This is a genomic window from Parabacteroides sp. AF39-10AC (assembly GCF_003635405.1).
Classification (GTDB): Bacteria; Bacteroidota; Bacteroidia; order Bacteroidales; family Tannerellaceae; genus Parabacteroides; species Parabacteroides distasonis.
The window spans coordinates 187680-209404 of sequence record NZ_QTLP01000003.1 but is presented as its reverse complement, the minus strand read 5'-3'; the positions used below and the strand labels follow the sequence as shown (position 1 = coordinate 209404).

At 47.4% G+C, this 21725-nt stretch carries 16 protein-coding genes and 1 tRNA gene; 10 read left to right on the top strand and 7 right to left on the bottom strand.

From position 1 onward, the window contains the following. The first annotated feature begins 2 nt into the window (after positions 1 to 2). The 5 genes from DW033_RS04270 (at position 3) to DW033_RS04250 (ending at position 5062) form a co-directional block, all read left to right on the top strand. Complete coding sequence (locus DW033_RS04270; RefSeq protein ID WP_005859392.1) at positions 3 to 494, top strand: CvpA family protein; 492 nt, start codon at positions 3 to 5, stop codon at positions 492 to 494. A gap of 30 nt (positions 495 to 524) precedes the next feature. Then, a complete protein-coding gene (gene sufB, locus DW033_RS04265) occupies positions 525 to 1970 on the top strand; it encodes a Fe-S cluster assembly protein SufB (protein WP_121961527.1) in 1446 nt (481 codons plus the stop codon). A 42-nt stretch (positions 1971 to 2012) separates the two neighbouring features. Next, positions 2013 to 2768 (top strand): Fe-S cluster assembly ATPase SufC, encoded by a 756-nt coding sequence (sufC, locus tag DW033_RS04260; protein WP_005859388.1) that lies wholly within the window; start codon positions 2013 to 2015, stop codon positions 2766 to 2768. Next, positions 2761 to 4113: a Fe-S cluster assembly protein SufD gene (gene sufD / locus DW033_RS04255; protein ID WP_122382474.1), complete on the top strand. Its 1353-nt coding sequence runs from the start codon at positions 2761 to 2763 to the stop codon at positions 4111 to 4113. Before sufC ends, sufD begins: the two co-directional genes overlap by 8 nt. 112 nt (positions 4114 to 4225) lie before the next feature. Beyond that, the gene (locus tag DW033_RS04250) at positions 4226 to 5062 is read left to right on the top strand and encodes a GNAT family N-acetyltransferase (RefSeq protein ID WP_122382473.1); all 837 of its coding nucleotides are present in this window, start codon (positions 4226 to 4228) and stop codon (positions 5060 to 5062) included. A gap of 102 nt (positions 5063 to 5164) precedes the next feature. Here DW033_RS04250 and DW033_RS04245 read toward each other — a convergent pair whose 3' ends face one another. Next, on the bottom strand, positions 5165 to 7012 hold the full coding sequence (locus tag DW033_RS04245) for a glycoside hydrolase family 13 protein (RefSeq protein WP_008772777.1): 1848 nt from the start codon (positions 7010 to 7012) through the stop codon (positions 5165 to 5167). Between the two features lie 173 nt (positions 7013 to 7185). On the opposite strand from DW033_RS04245, the gene DW033_RS04240 reads away from it, so the two are divergent. From DW033_RS04240 to DW033_RS04220, 5 genes are all read left to right on the top strand, one after another. Then, entirely contained in the window at positions 7186 to 10353 is a 3168-nt protein-coding gene (locus DW033_RS04240) for a TIM-barrel domain-containing protein (protein ID WP_122382472.1), read from the top strand. A gap of 24 nt (positions 10354 to 10377) precedes the next feature. Then, entirely contained in the window at positions 10378 to 11793 is a 1416-nt protein-coding gene (locus DW033_RS04235) for an arylsulfatase (RefSeq protein WP_122382471.1), read from the top strand. A gap of 131 nt (positions 11794 to 11924) precedes the next feature. Next, positions 11925 to 13139, top strand: a complete 1215-nt coding sequence (locus DW033_RS04230) for an aminotransferase class V-fold PLP-dependent enzyme (protein WP_122143924.1) — start codon at positions 11925 to 11927, stop codon at positions 13137 to 13139. Between the two features lie 2 nt (positions 13140 to 13141). Further along, entirely contained in the window at positions 13142 to 13543 is a 402-nt protein-coding gene (locus DW033_RS04225) for a VanZ family protein (protein WP_008777889.1), read from the top strand. Between the two features lie 126 nt (positions 13544 to 13669). Further along, positions 13670 to 14269, top strand: coding sequence for a ribonuclease HII (locus tag DW033_RS04220; RefSeq protein WP_005859375.1), 600 nt, complete (start codon positions 13670 to 13672; stop codon positions 14267 to 14269). Positions 14270 to 14386: 117 nt separating this feature from the next. On the opposite strand, the gene DW033_RS04215 is transcribed toward DW033_RS04220, so the two are convergent. From DW033_RS04215 to DW033_RS04190, 6 genes are all read right to left on the bottom strand, one after another. After that, entirely contained in the window at positions 14387 to 14812 is a 426-nt protein-coding gene (locus tag DW033_RS04215; RefSeq protein WP_005867596.1) for a SufE family protein, read from the bottom strand. Positions 14813 to 14824: 12 nt separating this feature from the next. Then, complete coding sequence (locus DW033_RS04210; protein WP_044545406.1) at positions 14825 to 15814, bottom strand: M28 family peptidase; 990 nt, start codon at positions 15812 to 15814, stop codon at positions 14825 to 14827. Between the two features lie 13 nt (positions 15815 to 15827). Then, positions 15828 to 17678: a fused gamma-glutamyl-gamma-aminobutyrate hydrolase/peptidase gene (locus tag DW033_RS04205; RefSeq protein ID WP_008772769.1), complete on the bottom strand. Its 1851-nt coding sequence runs from the start codon at positions 17676 to 17678 to the stop codon at positions 15828 to 15830. 22 nt (positions 17679 to 17700) lie between these two features. After that, positions 17701 to 19485, bottom strand: coding sequence for a gamma-glutamyl-gamma-aminobutyrate hydrolase family protein (locus tag DW033_RS04200; RefSeq protein WP_122377512.1), 1785 nt, complete (start codon positions 19483 to 19485; stop codon positions 17701 to 17703). Continuing rightward, positions 19478 to 21433, bottom strand: a complete 1956-nt coding sequence (gyrB, locus tag DW033_RS04195) for a DNA topoisomerase (ATP-hydrolyzing) subunit B (RefSeq protein WP_012056068.1) — start codon at positions 21431 to 21433, stop codon at positions 19478 to 19480. The genes DW033_RS04200 and gyrB overlap by 8 nt, the downstream gene beginning before the upstream one ends. A gap of 170 nt (positions 21434 to 21603) precedes the next feature. Next, positions 21604 to 21678: transfer RNA gene (locus tag DW033_RS04190), tRNA-Glu, on the bottom strand. Positions 21679 to 21725 lie beyond the last annotated feature (47 nt).

The window sequence follows — 21725 nt, the reverse complement described above, 5'->3', positions numbered from 1 at the left end:
CGATGAACTGGTTGGACATTACATTGCTATGTCTGGCAGGGATAGGATTTGTGAAAGGCCTGTTTGATGGAATCATCAAACAGGTTGTTTCGCTTATAGCCCTAGTGATCGCGATCTTTTTCTGCGGGAAAGCGGCGGCTTGGCTGAAAGGATATATCTTGGCGTTGGGTTGGTTTCCGGAAGAAGGGGTTACGATCTTGAGTTATATAGCGGGTTTTATCTTGATTATGGGGGTATTTATCCTAGCGGGTGAACTGGTTACCAAGGTGGTAGGGGCGACACCGTTGAGTGTTATCAACCATTTGTTTGGTGGTTTTTTCGGGTTGTTGGTCGTTTTGGTCTTTACCAGTTTGCTGTTGAACGCGCTGGAGTTCGTGGATCGCGGATCGGTCTTGATTCATCGCCAATCAAAGATAGAATCTCGTTTTTATTATAGCGTGAAGCAAATAGTACCAACAATTTTCCCACATAATTTGTTTTCATTAGGAGAATGAAGGGCTTTTATCAATGGTTAATTTTTAATTATGCAGGATTCAAATCATATAATTAATGAGGTAACGAGCGGAGATTATAAATATGGCTTCGTTACCGATATTGATACGGAGGTGATCCATCGTGGATTAGACGAGGAGACGGTCCGTATTATCTCTGCCAAGAAGAACGAGCCGGAATGGTTACTCGAGTTCCGTTTGAAGGCTTTTCGCCATTGGCAGACGTTGGAGATGCCTACATGGCCTCACTTGAATATCCCGCCGATCGATTATCAGGACATTATCTATTATGCCGCCCCTAAGAAAAAAGAGGGACCAAAGAGCTTGGATGAGGTAGATCCTGAGTTGTTGAAAACATTCGATAAACTGGGTATTCCTTTGGAAGAACAGAAGCATTTAAGCGGAATGGCGGTAGATGCCGTGATGGATAGTGTTTCCGTGAAGACTACTTTCAAGGAGAATCTCGCGGAGAAGGGGATTATTTTCTGTTCGTTCAGCGAGGCTGTACAACATCATCCGGACTTGGTGCAGAAATATTTGGGCAGCGTGGTTAGTTATCGTGATAATTTCTTCGCCGCCTTGAATTCGGCCGTGTTCTCGGACGGTTCGTTTGTTTATATACCGAAGGGCGTACGTTGCCCGATGGAGTTGAGTACGTATTTCCGTATCAATGCCGCTAATACCGGACAGTTCGAGCGTACCTTGATTGTCGCTGACGATGAGGCGTATGTAAGTTATCTGGAAGGATGTACGGCACCGATGCGTGACGAGAACCAATTGCATGCCGCTATCGTGGAGATCGTGGCGAACGAGCGTGCTGAGGTGAAGTATTCTACCGTACAGAACTGGTATCCGGGTGATAAGGAAGGTAAAGGCGGTATCTATAACTTCGTGACGAAACGAGGTTTGTGCAAAGGTGAGGGTAGCAAGATCTCTTGGACGCAAGTAGAGACCGGTTCGGCGATCACTTGGAAATATCCTAGCTGTATCTTGGCGGGTGATAACTCGGTAGGTGAGTTTTACTCGGTTGCCGTGACCAATAATTACCAACAGGCCGATACGGGTACGAAGATGATCCATCTGGGTAAGAATACGAAAAGTACGATCGTATCCAAGGGTATCTCTGCCGGTCATAGCCAGAATAGCTATCGGGGATTGGTAAAGGTGTCCGCCCGTGCGGAAGGCGCCCGTAACCATAGCCAATGCGATAGTTTGTTACTAAGCTCTACTTGTGGAGCTCATACGTTCCCTTACGCTGATATTCAGAATGAGACGGCGATCGTGGAGCATGAGGCTACGACGAGTAAGATCAGCGAGGAGCAATTGTTCTACTGCCAGCAACGGGGTATCTCGGTAGAAGAGGCTGTCGGTTTGATCGTGAATGGATATGCCCGTGAGGTAATGAATAAGTTACCGATGGAGTTCGCCGTCGAGGCTCAGAAATTACTAACGATCTCGCTGGAAGGCAGCGTAGGATAGAATAATTTTCAATTTTCAACTTTCAATTTTCAATTAGAAAAGATGTTAGAGGTTAAGAATTTACATGCCAACGTAAATGGCAAAGAGATATTGAAAGGTATCAACCTGTCGGTGAAAGCGGGTGAGGTACATGCTATCATGGGACCGAACGGTTCCGGAAAAAGTACGTTAAGTAGTGTATTGGTAGGTAATCCCGCTTTTGAGGTAACGGAAGGAGAGGTTATCTTCAACGGTAAGAATCTGCTGGATCTTTCTCCCGAGGATCGTAGCCGTGAGGGTATTTTCTTGAGCTTCCAATATCCGGTCGAGATCCCGGGAGTTAGTATGGTGAACTTTATGCGTGCGGCGTTGAACGAGCACCGTAAATATAACGGTCTGGAACCGGTTTCGGCTACGGACTTCTTGAAATTGATGCGTGAGAAACGTGCGATCGTCGAGCTGGATAATAAACTGGCCAGCCGTAGCGTGAACGAAGGTTTCTCCGGTGGAGAGAAAAAGCGGAACGAGATCTTCCAGATGGCGATGCTGGAGCCGAAATTGGCGATCTTGGATGAGACGGATAGTGGTTTGGATATCGATGCCTTGCGTATCGTAGCGCATGGCGTGAACCAGTTGAGGACTCCGGAGAATGCCGCTATCGTAATCACGCACTATCAGCGTCTGCTGGATTACATCAAGCCGGATGTGGTTCATGTGCTTTACAAAGGCCGTATCGTGAAGACCGCCGGTCCGGAATTGGCCTTGGAACTGGAAGAGAAAGGTTACGACTGGATCAAGAAAGAGATGGGAGATGAGTAATATGAAGGCCGAGCAACAATATATCGATCTTTTCGCCCAATGTGAGGATCTGGTATGTCGTCATAGTACGCCGGTGATGAATGCCCTTAGGGCTGATGCCTTGGCGAACTTTGAGCGACTCGGATTCCCCTCCACGAGAAGCGAGGATTATAAATATACGGATGTAGCCCAAGCGTTCGCTCCGGATTACGGTTTGAATATCAACCGGGTCGCTATCCCGGTGAATCCTTATGACGTGTTCCGTTGTGACGTGCCGAACTTAAGCACGTCGTTATACTTTGTCGTGAACGATACGTTTTACGATAAGGAATTGCCAAAAGCGCATTTGCCGGAAGGCGTGTATGCTGGAGGGTTGAAGGCTTTTACGGAGCAATATCCGAAGATCGCTTCCAAGTATTACGGAAAGGCGGCGCCGAGTAGCAAGGATGGTATTATCGCGTTGAATACGATGTTAACCCAAGATGGTTTCGTGGTGTATGTACCGAAAAATGTCGTGGTTGAGCGTCCTATCCAATTGGTGAATATTTTCCGTAGCGATGTGGATACGATGGCGAACCGTCGTGTTCTGGTGATTATGGAACCTCATTCGGAAGCGAAGCTATTGGTTTGCGATCATAGTATCGACGACGTGAAATTCTTGGCGACTCAAGTGGTTGAGATTTTCGCGGAGGAAGGTGCTCGCTTTGATTATTATGATTTGGAAGAAAGCAGCGAGTCTACGACCCGTTTCTCTTCCGTACACGTAAAGCAGGCGGCTTCGACCAATGTCTTGGTAAACGGCATTACGTTGACGAATGGCTTGACTCGCAACAATTATTACGTGGAACTGAATGGCGAGTATGCCGAGTCTACCTTATGCGGTATGTCCGTTCTGGACAAGGAGCAACAGATGGATACCTATAGCCATATCACCCATGCGGTTCCGAATTGTACCAGCAACGAGCTGTTCAAGAATGTACTGAATGATCATGCCGTAGGTGTCTTTAGCGGACGTATCTTGGTGAAAGAGGATGCCCAGAAGACCGCCGCTTACCAGACGAACCGTAATCTGTGCGCTACCCGTGAGGCCCGTATGTACAGTAAGCCGCAATTGGAGATTTACGCGGACGACGTAAAATGCTCGCACGGTATGACGACCGGTCAGTTAGATGAGAACGCTTTGTTCTATATGCAAAGCCGCGGTATCCTGCGTGACGAGGCCCGTATGTTATTGAGCGTGGCTTTCACTTCCGACGTGATCGACCATGTACGCTTGGAGGCGTTGAAAGACCGTTTGCATAAACTGGTAGAGAAACGTTTCCGCGGTGAACTGGCTAAATGCGCCGGTTGCCGGATTTGTAAATAATCGCGAATAAGAAGAAAACAGTAATCAGACATGGATTATCCCGACGATAATGTAGGGAACCATGTCTGATTTTTTTATATCTTTGGCAGTGACAAATTAAAACCTCCAACTTATGCAGTTAACACACATCGCCCTGTGGACGAATCATTTGGAACGTTTACGGGATTTTTATGTAAAATACTTCAACGGTAAGAGTAATGAGAAATATGTGAATCCAAAGAAAGGGTTCGCTTCTTATTTTGTCTCTTTCGAGAGTGGTCCTGCTTTAGAGATTATGCAACGGCAAGATATCTCCGATACCTACGACAAGGATCATATCGGCTTGGCTCATCTGGCTTTTCATGCGGATACGAAGGAGCAAGTGGATCAAATGATCGAACGTTTCCGGATGGATGGATACACGATCGCCGGTGAGACCCGCACTTCCGGGGATGGTTACTATGAGGGTGTAATCCGAGATCCTGACGGAAATATAGTAGAGATCGTCGTGGGCGGGGAGCCGGAGATACAAGTAGCTTTATTTCCTCCTTATGAGTTACTGCTGGAAGCCGATCCGGATCGGGAGAAAGTAGAGGCTTACCTAAAGGATTCGGATTGCTTTATCGCTACGGTACGAAATTCCGTTGCCGGCGTGATCGTGGTTCGCAAGGAGGAGGGTGGCAAGGCGGAGATCATGAATCTTGCCGTGGCGGATATCTTCCGTCGGCGAGGAATCGCCCGGAAACTATTACGGCATGTATCTAATAAATGGGCTCCGGCTCAAGATGTCGAGCTTTTGCGTATTTGCACCGGAACCTCAGCCGCCGGCCCGATGATGCTTTATCAACAGGAAGGCTTTGACTTGGTAGCCGTAGATCGCGATTATTTCGTACGGAACTATGCCGAGCCTATCTGGGAGAACGGCATTCAATGCAGGCATCAATTGATTCTTGAAAAGAGATTAAAATAGTATATATGAAAAGAAAATCGGGAGGTTTAAGAGGCCTCCCGATTTAATTATTAGTAATCTATAAATAGGTCCCCGAATGAAAAATCATCGGGGCTAATGGTATCACATTTCCAGCACGAAGATCCCTTTTGGTGCCAAGGATAATTCGTCTCCCAATGGAATCTCCTTTCCGGTTAATATCTCTTTTCCGGAGGTTTTACCTCGCAATACTTCCGCATAGCGGGCCAACGGGAGGTTCACCTCCTTATCGCTGCCATTCATCAAGACCAATACGCTCCGGCCATCCAGACTGCGCTCGTAAACATAGACACCTTGGTTCACCATGAAATGTTTCATCTTGCCCTTAGCGATGATATCGTTGCCCTTGCGCCATTTCAATAAAGTCCGGAGGAAATTCCATGCGTCATTTTGCACCTCGCTGCGACCGGATGCCTCGAATTGATTCACCTTGTCGCCGGGCCAGCCACCGGGAACATCCAAGCGGATATATCCGTCTCCCTTCTCCTTGGTGCCATTCATCAGCAACTCCTGCCCGTAATAGAGCTGGGGAATACCGGGGATCGTCAACAAGAATGTCACCCCTTGCTTGAACGCGTACAAATCATCGACAGACTTAGGCATGGAGGGAAGAAAACGATCCGTATCATGGTTCTCCAAGAAACGCAATACGTTATAGATATCGGGATATACATAATCATAACACATATGCTCGAAGATCGTGTGCAAGCCTCCGGAATACCCAGTCTCCTCATGGAACGCCTTACTCGCGATACCCATCAAGCGGAAATCCATTACCGATTTCAGCTCGGTATCCTGCCCGAAGTTCAACCGGCTGCCTTTCTGCCAATAAGCGGAACCGATCGTGTAGTTCATCCACGCCTCGCCTACGATGTTATACTCCGGATACTCGTTCATGACCTCCGTACACCAATTCCGCATCATGTCCACGTCGGCATACGGATACGTATCTTGACGGATACCATCCACGCCGCAATACTCGATCCACCAGATAGAGTTCTGGATAAGGTATTTGGCTACATGTGGGTTCTTTTGGTTCAAGTCCGGCATGCTCGGGACAAACCAGCCGTTCAGCATCGTCTCCTTATCATAATCCGACACGTAAGGATCGAAATAAGCCTCTTTATCGTGGTTGGTCTGCACGTAGTTATCGAGATTATTAAACCAGTCGTGGCTAGGGATATCTTTCATCCAAGGATGATCGCTTCCACAATGGTTGAAGATCATATCCATTACGACACGCATGCCCCGCTCGTGTGTCTTCTCGATCAAGCGGACGTAATCCTCGTTCGTGCCGAAGCGTGGGTCTACCCGATAATAATCCGTCGTGGCATATCCGTGATAAGAGCCTCCCTCCATATCATTCTCCAATACCGGGTTCAGCCAGATAGCGGTAACGCCCAGATCTTCGATATAATCCAAATGCTGTTCGATACCGGCCAAGTCACCTCCGTGACGGGCGTTCGGGCTGTTACGGTCTACCTTATAAGCGGTGCGCATCGGGATCTGATCGTTCGAGGGATCTCCGTTCGCGAAACGATCCGGCATGATGAGATAAAGCACGTCGGAAGAGTCAAACCCCTTGATCCGATCGGCGTTCGGTTTACGGGCCTTCAACTCATACGAGTAATTGAAACTCTTTTTGTCCTTCGTGAACGTGATATCAAACCTGCCGGGCTTGGCCTTTTCCACGTCCAGATAGATCAATAGGTAATTCGGGCTTTCCAACGCTACCGAGCTTTTCAACTGTACGCCGGGATATTTCACGCTAGGGAGATATCCGGCGATATCCTTACCATACACCATCAGCTGGAGTTCCGGGTTCTTCATACCGCTCCACCAGAAGGCCGGCTCGATTTTAAGGTTATCGGCAGAAAGCGTACTGGAAGCGAAAAGGGCCAGTAAAAGGCTCAAGAATAAATGTCTGTTCATGATATATGTTTATTGATTTATATGACAAGGTTGTACATACGCAAAGATAGAAGGATTCCATTGATAATAACACGTTTCTGCCCAGCGAAAAGAGAATAAAAATCACGCGAACGTTTGCGAACCCTCGTAAATTAAGACTATCTTTACTGCCTAAATCTAATCAACTAATTCAAATGATAAAAAGTCTAATTGTATCCATGCTTCTGACAGGTTGCGTTTCCTCCCTGTCCGCACAACAAAGTTTTTGGAAAGAAGATTTCTCCGCCGGGAAATTACCCGACGGCTGGATGATTGTCGATTCGACGAAATCGGCAAAGTGTGAATGGATTGTAACCGATCAGCCTTATCCCGGCTCTTTCCAGTTTGAGCAACAAGCGCCTCCCATCGCCTCTACGAGTCGTGGCTATCATATGCAATTCCGGCCGGGCGTAGTCACCGGGGAGGAGATCACGAAGTGGAATCAACGGGAGGAATACCCGAACGGCTATTTCCAGACCAGCGCTATCGATTGTGCGGGAAAGAACGATGTGGTATTGAAATTCCAGCACTTGTTTCGTTGGAATAATTGGTTCACCGGAAAACGTGCCGGCCTTTGGGTTGGCGTCAGCAACGACGGGGTGAATTGGAAAGAGTATAACGTGATGGATAAGATCCCCGCCGCTACCCAGCTTCACGCCCCGGTGAATGAGGAGATTAACATCAGCGAGGTAGCCGCGAACCAGAAAACCGTCTACTTGCGTTTCTTCTGGCGGGATATCTTCTCTTGGTACTGGATGGTCGATGATATTGAGCTGACAGAGCCTTTCGCGCATGATTTGGCTTTGGAGAAAGTGACCTCACACCAAGAAACCGGGAATACGTTCACGAAGGAAGACGTGTTGAAAGTGAAGCTGAAGAACGTTGGTTCCCAGCCCGTAGACGAGGATTTCACGGTAACCGCCTCCTTGAACAACGGTCAGAAACTAACCGCCACGGTAACCGCCTCCGGGCATCCGATCGCTAAACAAGAGGAATATGAGGTAGCTTTCCCTGCTACCGACCTAACCCAGATGGGCTCCTATAAAATAGAGTTCGCTATCCAATACCCGAAGGATGAGCGTTCGTCAAACAACGTATTAAAAGCGAACCTGTTCGCCGCCCGTATGAACTTGGGTAAGTTGACGAAGTTCAATAAGATCAGCAACACGGAATATGAGTTCGTCTCCGGGTACGCTAAGGTTAAGTTGATGTTTTACCGGGATGATATCTTCCGTATCTGGTTGGCACCGGATGGGGCATATACCAATCCGGCGGCAAACTCGATCGTTGTGGATTATGGGGTAAAGAACCCGAGAGTCTCCATGGCCGACAACGGCAGCTATTATAAGTTCACGACTCCCCAATGTGTCGTACGTGTCTATAAGAACCCTATTCGTTTCGCCATGTATGACAAGAATAACCGTGCCGTGATCTACGAGGAGGCCGAACCACTTGCCTTCGGACTGAAAACGACCCAAACGATGCGCCGTAGCGGTGATGAGGATTTCTACGGTTGCGGTATGCAACAAGGTAATTTCTCATACGCCGGGAAGGAAGCGGATATCGAGGTGACCGGTTGGGATGAGGATCAATCCTCTAACCCGGCTCCCTTCTATATGTCCACGAAAGGATATGGCGTATTCCGCAATACGTTTGCCCCGGGCCATTATGCCTTCAACGGCACGGAGATGCTGGACAAGAACTGTGATGATGGCTTTAAGCTGATGGGCTTCACCAGTCAGTTGACGCATAACGAGAATCGCTTTGATGCGTTCTACTTCTACGGCCCTTCCTTGAAAGACCTATTGAACGACTATACGGATATCACCGGAAAACCTTTTATGCCGGCGATGTGGATGCTTACGATGGGAGACGCCGACTGCTATAACAAAGGGGAACAGCGCACCGGATGGCCTCAATCCACCCCGGACGTAATCAGCCAAGTTGCTGATAAATATGTGGAATATGATATGCCCCGTGGCTGGATCTTGCCGAACGATGGCTATGGTTGCGGCTATGTGAAATTGGATTCTGTTGTGACGGAATTAGGTAAACGAGGTTTCCATACGGGCTTGTGGACAGAGAATGGTGTGGATAAGATTGCCTACGAGGTTGGTAAATGTGGTACCCGCCTGTGTAAATTGGATGTGGCTTGGGTTGGAGAAGGCTATGAGTTTGCCTTGAACGGCTGTAAATCCGCATTCGAGGGTATCGAGAACAATACGAACGAACGGGGTTTCGTATGGGCTGTTTGCGGTTGGGCCGGAACCCAGCGGTATTCTACGGTATGGAGCGGTGATCAAGTGAGCAACTGGGATTATATCCGTTACCATATCCCGACGATCACGGGTGCCGGCCTTTCCGCCATGAACGCCGCTACTAGCGATGTGGACGGTATCTTCGGCGGTTCCCCGAAAACCTATACCCGCGACTTGCAATGGAAGGTCTTCACCCCGATCTTTATGACCATGAGCGGCTGGGCGGATGCCGACCGTCAGCCTTGGGTATATGGGCATCCGTACACGGATATCAACCGTAAATTCCTAAAGCTGAAGATGCGTCTGAACCCGTACGCCTATACCTATTGTCATGAGGCGCATACGACCGGTGTACCGATGGCTCGTGCGATGGTACTGGAATTCCCGGATGACGTGGTTACCCGTGATACGACCACCCAATATCAATTTATGAGTGGCGAGTGGATGATGGTTGCTCCTGTATATACCCGTAAGAACGTACGCGACAGTATCTACTTCCCTGCCGGAGAATGGTACGACTATTGGACCGGAAAGACATACGAGGGTGGCAAGTGGTTGGATAAATATGAGGCTAAACTGGATATTTGCCCGGTATTTATCCGTCAAGGCGCCATTATCCCGATGTACCCGGATATGAATTATGTCGGCGAGAAACCTGCGGATGTCTTGACCTTGGACTTATATCCCTACGGAAACACCTCTTTCAATTTATATGAGGATGACGGTCTCACCCGTGATTATAAGAAAGGCGAGTTTGCCCGTACCTTGATCTCTGTTTCCTCCCCGAAAGGTGAGAAAGGAACGATCACCGTGGATATAGCGAAAGCGAAAGGAGATTATAAAGGACGTTACCAAGAGCGTACTTACCTATTGGATGTCCGCTCGGAGTCCAGCCCGTCAAACGTAACCGTAGCCGGGAAGCCGCTATCTGCCATCTCCCCCGAAGCGTTCAATGCCGGACAAGAAGGCTGGTACTTCGATGCCTCGGATCGTATGGGAAGGGTTAAGGTACGGACGAACCGCTTGTCTACGAATCAGGATCAGAAGATTGTAATTGGTTTCTAACACTTCTATTTATTTTAAAGGTATATGAAAACACAATTGACTTTATGTATATCCGGGACATTGCTGCTTATCGGAATGTCCGGTTGCGAAAAAACTCCGGAGCGTCCTATGAATGTTGTGTATATCTTGGCCGATGATTTAGGCTATGGAGATGTTGGCTGTTATGGCCAACAGATTATCAAGACTCCCAATATAGACCGGATGGCGAAGGAGGGAATGTTGTTTACGCAGCATTATGCCGGATGTACGGTGAGTGCCCCTTCCCGTTGCTCCTTGATGACCGGATTGCATACGGGACATACGCAAGTCCGGGGAAACCGGGAGATCACGCCCGAAGGCCAACAGCCGATGCGGGAAGATACCTATACGTTGGGTAAATTAATGAAATCGGCCGGTTATACGACCGGTATCTTTGGTAAATGGGGGTTGGGAAATCCGGGCTCTGTCTCCATTCCTAATAAGATGGGCTTCGATGAGTTTTATGGGTATAATTGCCAACGCCAGTCGCATTCCTTCTATCCGGATCATTTATGGCATAATGAGGAGAAGGTTCTTTTTCCTGAAAACGAGAACAATGCTTGCAAGACATATTCACAAGATTTGATTCATGAGCAAGCATTGAAGTTCATCCGGGATCATAAGGAGCAACCGTTCTTTGCGATGCTTACCTATACGCTGCCTCATGCGGAATTGAATCTTCCGCATGATTCTATTTATAAGATGTACGAGAACTCATTCGAGGAGACTCCTTATATTGGTAAGTTTGATAAAGTGTATGGCGGTTATAACACCTCGGAGAAGCCCTTGGCCTCCTTTGCCGCCATGGTCTCCCGGTTGGATAAATACGTGGGGGATGTAATGGCTGAATTGAAAGAGTTGGGTTTGGATAAGAATACGATCGTGATTTTTACCAGTGATAACGGCCCGCATCATGAGGGTGGAGCTGATCCGGACTTTTTCAAGAGCTACGGACCTTTCAGGGGGATCAAACGGGATGTATATGAAGGAGGTATCCGTATACCTATGGTGGCATGGTGCCCGGGTACGATCAAGGCCGGAGCTCAATCGGATCATATAAGCGCATTCTGGGATGTCATGCCTACGTTGGCAGAGCTTACAGGTACGGTTTTGCCCGAGCAGACGGATGGAATCTCTTTCTTACCAACCTTGTTATCAAAGAAAAATCAACAGGCCCATGATTATTTATATTGGGAATTTCACGAATTGAATGGCCGGGAAGCATTACGCTCCGGTAAATGGAAACTAATCCGGCAACCGATCGTGGGTGAGACTATATTGGAACTGTATGATTTAAGTAATGATATACATGAGGATACGAATCTAGCGGAGAAGTATCCCGATAAGGTAAAAGAACTAGCATCCTTAATGGATAACGCCCGTACAGAGTCTCCGTACTTTGACTTTGGAAGAGAAAAGTAGGTGTGCGAGTAGAGGATAAAGTGTAGGCGTAATATCTGTTAGGTAATGATAAAAAAGGCTTTCTTTCAGCGAGAAAGCCTTTTTTTTGTATCTTTGGCTCTCGTAATTTTAAGACAAAAAGAAGTAAGACTATGTTAGACGTTCAAGCGATCCGAAAAGACTTTCCGATCTTGGATCATAAGATATACGATAAACCGCTGATATATTTTGATAATGGCGCTACTACCCAGAAACCTCGTCAAGTGGTAGAAAAGATAGAGAATGGATATTATAACGTAAACGCCAATATCCACCGAGGCGTACATTTCTTGAGCCAAGCGGCGACAGAGGCGCATGAGGAGGCTCGCAAAACGGTACAGCATTTCTTGAATGCCCGTTCCTCGAATGAGATTATTTTTACCCGGGGAACTACGGAATCCATTAATTTGATCGCTTCCAGCTTTACGGATGAATGTATGTCGGCAGGGGATGAGGTGATCGTGTCCGTGATGGAGCATCATTCCAATATCGTTCCTTGGCAGATACAAGCGGCCCGGAAAGGTATTACGTTGAAGGTGATCCCGATGAATGAGAAAGGGGAGTTGAATCTGGATGAGTATCGTAAATTATTCTCGGATAAGACTCGTTTGGTTTCCGTGACTCATGTGTCTAATGTCTTGGGTACGGTGAATCCGGTAAAGGAGATGATCGAGATCGCTCATGAACAAGGCGTACCGGTGTTGGTAGACGGGGCTCAAGCCGTTCCGCATATGAAGGTGGATGTGCAGGACTTGGATGCGGAGTTCTATGTTTTCTCTGGTCATAAGATTTACGGACCGACGGGTATCGGGGTCTTGTATGGTAAAGAGGAGTGGTTGGATAAACTTCCTCCGTATCAGGGAGGAGGCGAGATGATCGCTACGGTCTCGTTCGAGAAGACAACTTTTAATGAGCTTCCCTTTAAGTTTGAGGCGGGAACTCCGGATTATATTGGTAGCACGGCGTTGGCGGAAGCCTTGCGGTATGTAGACCGGATCGGTATAGAGAATATAGCTGCTTATGAGGATGAGCTTTTGCGATATGCGACCGCTGGATTAAATACGATCGAAGGGATGCGTATTTTCGGACAAGCGGATCATAAAGGAGCGGTGCTTTCTTTTTTGGTGGGTAATATCCATCATTACGATATGGGGATGTTGCTGGACCGTTTGGGAATAGCGGTTCGTACAGGGCATCATTGTGCCCAGCCTTTGATGCATGCCTTAGGGATCGAGGGGACGGTGCGGGCGTCTTTCTCCTTTTATAATACGAAAGAGGAGATCGATACGTTCATCGCAGGTGTGGAACGAGTTCGGAAGATGTTTTGAGTATGATGTATTATATTAAGAAATATCCGTTTTCACTGGCGATTATATTGATCGTTATTTACTTGTCGTTCTTTAAGCCGCCGAGGATGGATGATATCCCTTTATTCCCGGGTGTGGACAAGGTGGTTCATTTCTGTATGTATGGGGGGATGTCGGGTATGCTATGGCTGGAGTTCTTGCGGAATCACCGGAAGTATGAGACGGTATTATGGCATGCTTGGATCGGGGCGGTTTTATGCCCGATCGTTATGAGTGGGATTATTGAGATATTGCAAGAATATTGTACGACGTACCGGGGTGGGGATTGGTTTGATTTCTTGGCGAATACTTGCGGGGTGATCGCCGCTACGGCATTCGCTTGGTTCGTGCTTCGCCCTTGGATTGTGAAGGATTTGAATAGTTAAAATTACGATGCCCATTCAATGGAGCTTATGATGGGCATTTAAAGGTGCTTACGATGCCCATTGTAAGGATGCTTGAATGAGCATCGTAAGCATGTGGCGTGTTTTACGATAAAAAGAGATAGATACATGTTATTACCCTATATGGAAACCGGGCGTATAGAGGCTGGGTGTGATGAGGCGGGAAGAGGCTGCTTGGCGGGTGCGGTATTCGCCGCCGCCGTGATTCTTCCGGAAGATTTTAAGAATGAGGATTTAAACGATAGCAAGCAATTAAGCGAGAAGAAACGGTATAAGCTTCGTCCCGTTATCGAGCGTGAGGCGATCGCTTGGGCGGTAGGTATCGTTAGCCCGGAAGAGATCGATAAGATTAATATTTTGAAAGCCTCTTTCTTGGCCATGCATCGTGCGATCGAGCAATTGAAAGTACGGCCGGAACATTTATTGATCGATGGAAACCGTTTTACCCCTTATCCCGATATTCCACATACGACCGTAGTAAAAGGCGATGGCAAATACCTGAGTATCGCCGCCGCCTCTATATTGGCTAAAACCTATCGGGATGATTATATGAATGAATTGGCCTTGGAATACCCCGCTTATCATTGGCTGGACAATAAAGGTTATCCTACCAAGGTCCACAGGGAAGCGATTCGTACCCACGGAATCACGCCTTATCATCGCAAGACTTTTACGCTCTTACCGGAGCAGCTTACACTCGGTTTTTAATACGTATATAGGCATAACCTTATGCGTATATACGTATGAGGCTATGCCTATATCGGTGTAGGCTTACACGTATATACGTATCGGCTCGTGCCTATATACATGTGAAAACACCTGTTTTTATTGTTGTTCCTTTGCCCGGTAAGCCATCGCGTACAGACGCATTTGCTTCACCATCGCTACCAACCCGTTGGAACGGGTAGGGGATAAATGCTCTTTTAATCCTACCTTGTCTATAAAGTATAGATCCGCATCCAAGATTTCTTGAGGGGTATGGCCCGATAAGATCTGTATCAGCAAAGATACGATACCTTTTACGATCACGGCATCGCTTTCTCCTTGGAAAATAATCTTTCCATCCACATAATCCGCTTGGAACCAAACCCGGCTTTGACAACCCTCGATCAAGTTGCTTTCCGTTTTATATTTCTCATCAAGCGGGGGAAGGGAGTTTCCCAGATCTATTAATAACGCATATTTATCCATCCAATCATCGAAGACTGAGAATTCTTCGATTACATTGTCTTGAAGTTCATTGATTGTCATTTTATCAGTATTTTATCGATTGTATATTACTTCCAGTACGGTTTGACCGGCAGCTTTTAGAGTCTCACGGTCTATATTTTCCATATTATCTTTTTGAGTATGCCAATAACTGGCGAAACCTGTTTTAGACTCAGGGTCGTAGTTAATAATGTCGATACTCGGGATATTACGTCCGCTAATCACATATTGGTGATCGTCTATGAGCGCTCCGCCGGTGGCGTTAATGAAATATTTGCCATATCCCAGATCGCGGGCCGCGCTCCATACCATCTCGACGATCGGGGCTGCCGCACGTAAGGATTGTTGCTCCTTGAAAAACGTGGCGTTCTTGCCGCCCACCATATCCAATAAGATTCCGTATTCCGCCGTATAATTGGGGACATGCGGATTTTTTGCCCAGAACTGGGTACCTAGGCACCAGCTATCCGGTGTATAATCGGTTACGAATTCCGGCGTACCATAATCCTCCGCATCGAAGAAAATAATATCGATACCGATACCCGGGACTTTTTGTCCGATTTGGCGGGCGATTTCCAATAAGGCACCTACACCACTACCGCCATCGTCCGCCCCGTCCAATGGAGTTCGGTGCTTGGAAGGATCGGGATCGTGGTCCGAATAGGGACGGCTGTCCCAATGCGCGAATAGTAAAATACGTTTACTATTCTCCGGATCAAACGAGCCTATGATGTTTCTCGCTTCCAGCTTCGTTCCGTCGTAGGCGGTCAGTATCGCTTCCTGTTGGTAGACTTTGGCGCCAAAGCGCTTCAATTCAGATGCTAAGTAATCCCCGCATGCTTTATGAGCCGCCGTGTTAGGTACACGGGGACCAAAAGCGACTTGGTTCGCTACATAGGCGTAAGCGCTGTCTGCGTTGAAATCGGGAACAGCTGAGGCGATCGGTTGTTTTTTGATCTCCGGCATATTACCTGTCTCTTTGGTTCCTTTGGCTCCACATGATAAAAGAGCAAAACTCAATAACGCAAAAAATAATCTGATCATAAATCTGTTTTGTTTATAATGTTTTTACGGAGGCAGTCGCTTGAACCTCGTCTAATACACGCATCAAGTTTCCACCCCATATCTTGGCGATATCTTCCTCTGTATATCCTTTCTCTATTAATTTAACAGTGATCTGTATGAAATCGTTGTCACTTTCGCAACCGATAATTCCGCCACCGCCATCAAAATCAGAGCCGATACCTACATGATCGATACCGGCGACTTTCACCATATGATCGATATGTTCGATCGCGTCGGTAAGGCTCGCGTTTTTATAATCCTCATTGATATAGCGGTCGAGCAAGCAAACTTGCGCTACGCCTCCATTTTGGGCAAGGGCCTTTAGTTGTTCGTCGGTCAGGTTACGGTCGTGCTTGCACATCGCCATGGATGAGGAATGCGAGCAGATGATCGGGGCCTTGGACAATTTGATAACATCCCAAAATGCCTTCTCAGAGGCATGAGACATATCCACCATGATACCTTGGCGATTCATCTCTTTCACGACCTCTTCGCCAAACGGACTTAAACCGTCCCATTCTTTCTTGGTATGGGTGGATGAGTCGCAAATATCGTTATCGTAGGAGTGGCAGAGCGTGATATAATTGACACCCATCGCCTTGAACTTAGCGATATTCGCCAGATCCTTACCAATGCCGTATCCATTCTCTATACCGATAAAGAACGCTTTTTTCCCTTCATTCTTCAAGCGGATGAAGTCTTGGTTCGTAACGGCGATGCCACATAAATCCTTATTCAATTCAGCTTGCTTGCGAATACCTTCGATCAAGCCTGTTACTTTTTGTACGGCTTCTTGTAAAGAGGCCTCATCACGTTTACCTTGTCCGATGAAGGCCGCAAGGAACACCCCGTCTAGTTTCCCTTCTTGCATCTTAGGGATGTTTACCCGGTTACGTTCCCGGTCGGCGATGCTGAATCCGGCACGTTTAAACCAGAAAGGAGTATCGGTATGTGTATCTACGGAAAGGAAATGCTTGTGCATCTCTTTGGCTTGGTGGAAAGTCTCGGCCTTTCCTATCAGATGGTGGAATATCTTTAACATCGTAGTGTCGCCTCCGTAAGTCAATGCTTCTGGATGCCATTGAACTCCCATGATGGATCGGTTCGGATAAGCGTCGATAGCCTCGATAATACTGTCGGGCGCATAAGCGGTAGCCTTGAAGATAGGCGCCAACTCCTTGATCGCTTGATGATGAAGAGAGTTTACGGCTAAGGTATCTTTCCCTAGAATAGTGGCTAGCTGTGAGTTTGCGTCAACAAAGACACGGTGTGAGCCATACGAACTGGGTAAATCTTGCCTATGCTTGACAGAATGATCGCCACGTTGTGAGGGGATGTCTTGGTAAAGCGTACCGCCAAACGCTACATTCAACAGTTGCAATCCCCGGCATATGCCTAAGACGGGAATATTTTGGTCGGTAGCCATCTTGATTAGTTTCAACTCATACAAATCGCGTACCGGATCGACTTCCTCCAGCTTTTCCCGAGGCTCCTCCTCATACCATAGAGGGTTTACATCCGCTCCTCCTATAAGAACTAGCCCGTCTAAATTCGATACGATATTCCTGAGTACCTTACCGTCAGTAACAGCCGGGATGATAACCGGAGTTCCCCCTGCCTTTACGATGGATTGGATATAGGTGGCCCCCACCCGGGAAGCACCATTGGAGATACTAGCGGAAATCCCGATCAATGGGGAGAATCGTGCCCGCACGTTTACATCGCAAGAGTCTGTCAACTCATATAGCTTTTTTAAGTTGGGTACTTCCGATCCGGGTGTCTGTGCCTGTGCTCCACATAAGATACTACAGGCGCATATTGCTGTGTATAAGATCTTTTTCATAATATGTAGTTGTTTTCGTTTGCTATTTGTTTGGGAAATCTTGTATAGCGGTCATAACCCTTAGCAAGTTTCCACCCCATATTTTCCGTATATCTTCTTCCGTATATCCTTCTTCTAAAAGTCGGACGGTAATGTTAATCAACTCGTTGGTAGCCGAGCAACCGATCAGTTCCCCGTCTCCGTCAAAATCCGAGCCGATTCCTATATGATCGATACCGATTAAATCCACGATATGATTGATATGGCGGATAGCGTCGCTTAAAGAAGCTTTGTCCTCTTCCTTATTGATGAATCCTTTGTATAGGCAGATTTGGGCGACACCTCCTTGAGCAGCCAGTGCTTTCAGCTGATCATCTGTTAAGTTACGAGGATGATCGCAAAGCGCACGTGCGGAAGAGTGGGAGGCTATGATTGGCGTCTCGCTCACTTCCATTACCTGATAAAAGGTACTTTCCGCCGCATGCGAGATATCAACCATGATTCCTAATCGGTTCATCTCTTTTACCACTTCCTTACCGAAAGGACTTAGTCCTTTCCATTCCTGTTTTCCTCTAGCGGAATCACAAATATCGTTATCCCCATTATGGCATAAGGTGATATAAGAAACTCCCATCTCCTTGAACATCCGTAGGTTCTCGATCTGCTTCCCTAAAGCGTACCCGTTCTCGATACCGAGGCAGATCGCTTTTTTCCCTTGCGCTTTGATTGTTCGGATCTCTTGGGGGGTAGTCGCTATAGCCATCCGGTCCGGATGTAAGGTTTGCTGGCGTTTTACTTGATTCAGCCGTTCTATCGCATACGCTGTCGCTGCCTGTAAGGATGCCTCATCTCGTTTACCTTGCGGGATATAGGCGACCATAAAGGTTGCGTCGATACGCCCTTCTTCCATAAAAGGAAGATTCACTTTCCCTCCTTCTTTCTCCCCGATATTAAATTCACCGGGAAAGATCATCGGGGTATCTGTATGGGAATCGATCGTCACGATCCGTTGATGGATCGCTTTGGCTTTCGCGAAACGGCGGGCATTCTCGATATGGTAAGCGAATAGGGCTTTCATGGCCTCATCCCCTTGCGGAGCCATGGCCTCCGGATGCCATTGTACGCCGAATATCGTTTTCTCCGTATGTTCCATAGCCTCATTGATTCCATCCGGGGCGGTCGCTGTCGCCCTAAATCCGGGGGCGACCTCTTTTACCGCTTGATGGTGGAAAGAGTTGACAAGGATTTGTTCTTCTCCATTGAAAATAGCGCGTAACCGGTTCGTTCCCGGTTCGAGAGTTACCGTATGCGACGGATATTCCCGCGCCAATGTCTGGCTGTGTTTCAATAGCGGGTGATCGGCTTGTGAATGGATGTCTTGATAGACACTTCCTTCGAACGCTACATTCATGATCTGATGCCCTCGGCAAATACCCATGATCGGAATTTGTCGGTTAGCGGCCAAGCGAAGCAAGATCAAATCGTATTCGTCACGTAGCGTATCTACGTCTTGCAATTGCGGGATAGGCTCCTCATGCAAATAGAGCGGATTGATGTCTCCACCCCCGCTCATAACCAATCCGTCTAGTTCGGAAACCAGTACGGTCAATGCTTTCAGATCCGTGATCACCGGGATAAGTACCGGGGCTCCCCCCGCATCCAGCACGGCTTGCACGTAGGTCTCGGCTATACAGGAAAGTCCGTCTCTCCGGTTAGCGGATATTCCTATTCGGGGAGGTTGAAGGCTTTCTTTAGCCGGTATATAATTATCAACTTCTTTGTATAGGGCCTCTAGATTCGGACGACGGACTTTCATGATTTTAAGCATCTATGTTAGCATATGTAGCGTTTTCCTCGATAAACTCGCGGCGAGGGCCTACGTCTTCACCCATCAACATGGCGAAGATTTGGTCAGCCTCGGCTGCGTTGTCGATCGTGATTTGCTTTAACGTACGGTTTTCCGGGTTCATGGTCGTATCCCACAATTGATGGTCGTTCATTTCTCCCAAACCTTTGTATCGTTGTGTATGGATCGAGTTCTCGTTGCCTCCTCCATATTTTAAGATGAACTGCTGACGTTGTTGCTCGGTCCAGCAATATTCCTCAACCTTACCTTTCTTACACAAATAGAGGGGAGGAGTCGCCAGATACACATATCCGTTCTCGATCAAGGAACGCATACGGCGGAAGAAGAAGGTCAAGATCAATGTGGCGATGTGGCTACCGTCCACATCGGCATCGGTCATGATAATCACCTTGTGGTAACGCAGCTTCTCCATGTTCAACGCTTTCGGGTCATCCTCCGTACCGACGGTTACGCCCATCGCGCGATAGATGTTCTGGATTTCCTCGCTTTCGAAGATCTTATGATCCATCGCTTTCTCCACGTTCAAGATCTTACCGCGCAATGGTAGGATCGCTTGGAAGTTACGGTCGCGTCCTTGCTTAGCCGTACCACCTGCGGAGTCTCCCTCGACAAGGAACAATTCGCAGATCGACGCGTCTTTAGAGGAACAGTCCGCCAATTTACCGGGAAGCCCACCTCCTGTCAGCGGAGATTTGCGTTGTACCAATTCGCGAGCCTTACGAGCGGCATGACGGGCTTGAGCGGCCAAGATCACCTTGTCGACGATTATTTTCGCCTCTTTCGGATGTTCTTCCAAATAATAGCCTAACGCCTCACCGATCGCCATATCCACTGCACCGGTAACCTCGCTATTACCCAGCTTCGTCTTTGTCTGTCCCTCGAACTGAGGTTCGGCTACCTTGATAGAGATAACGGCGGTCAAACCTTCACGGAAGTCATCCCCTTGAATCTCCACCTTGGCTTTCTCCAATAATTTAGAATCCTCGGCGTACTTTTTCAACGTACGGGTCAGGCCACGGCGGAAACCGGCTAAGTGTGTACCACCTTCTATCGTGTTAATATCATTTACGTAAGAGAATACGCTCTCATTGTAAGAAGTATTATAAGTTAACGCCACCTCGACAGGGATACCCTGCTTCTCGGTAACGATATGGATTACGTCTGGAATCAGTTTCTCTTTAGAACGGTCGATATAGCGGACAAACTCTTTCAATCCCTCATCCGAATGGAATACCTCGGACTTGAATGAACCGTCTTCTTTCAGAACTCGCTTATCTGTCAGACGTAGCGTAATACCTGCGTTCAAGAACGCTAATTCACGCAAACGGGTAGCCAAGATATCATACTTGTATTCCGTGACCGTAAAGATAGAACCGTCCGGCTTGAAAGAGATCGTAGTACCTGTTTTATCCGTATTATCGATAACCTGTACGTCGTGCAACGGCTTTCCGCAAGAGAACTCCTGCATATGTACTTTGCCGTTCCTGCGAACTTCCGCTTTCAGATAAGTAGAGAGGGCGTTTACGCAAGATACACCCACACCGTGCAAACCACCGGATACTTTATAGGTTCCCTTGTCGAACTTACCGCCGGCGTGCAGCACTGTCAGTACTACCTCCAAGGCTGATTTACCTTCTTTCTCATGAATATCCACGGGGATACCACGGCCGTCGTCGGTAACCGTGATCGAGTTGTCCTCATTGATTACCACGTCGATGTATGTACAATATCCGGCTAGCGCTTCGTCTATGGAGTTATCTACGACCTCATACACTAAGTGATGGAGACCTTTCTCGCTGGTATCGCCAATATACATGGATGGCCTTTTTCGTACTGCCTCTAACCCTTCAAGTACTTGAATACTATCTGCGGAGTACTCTGTAGAAGTATTCTTAATTTCTTCACTCATGAGTTTATCTTTCTTTAAAATCTGTAATTATCTATGTCCTCAAAAAAATCTAACAAATGTAGTGATTTTTATCGAGATAGCGAAGTGGGGGATGTGAAAATAGCGAAAAAAGGACGGGTATAGTAAAAAAGGAGAGAGATAAGCCATAAACTTATCTCTCTCCTTTTGATTGGTAGCCCATAGGGGAATCGAACCCCTCTTTCAAGAATGAAAATCTTGCGTCCTAGCCGATAGACGAATGGGCCATTAGGTTTAAAAAAGCCGGGCTTATTGAGAGTCCGGCTTTATACTT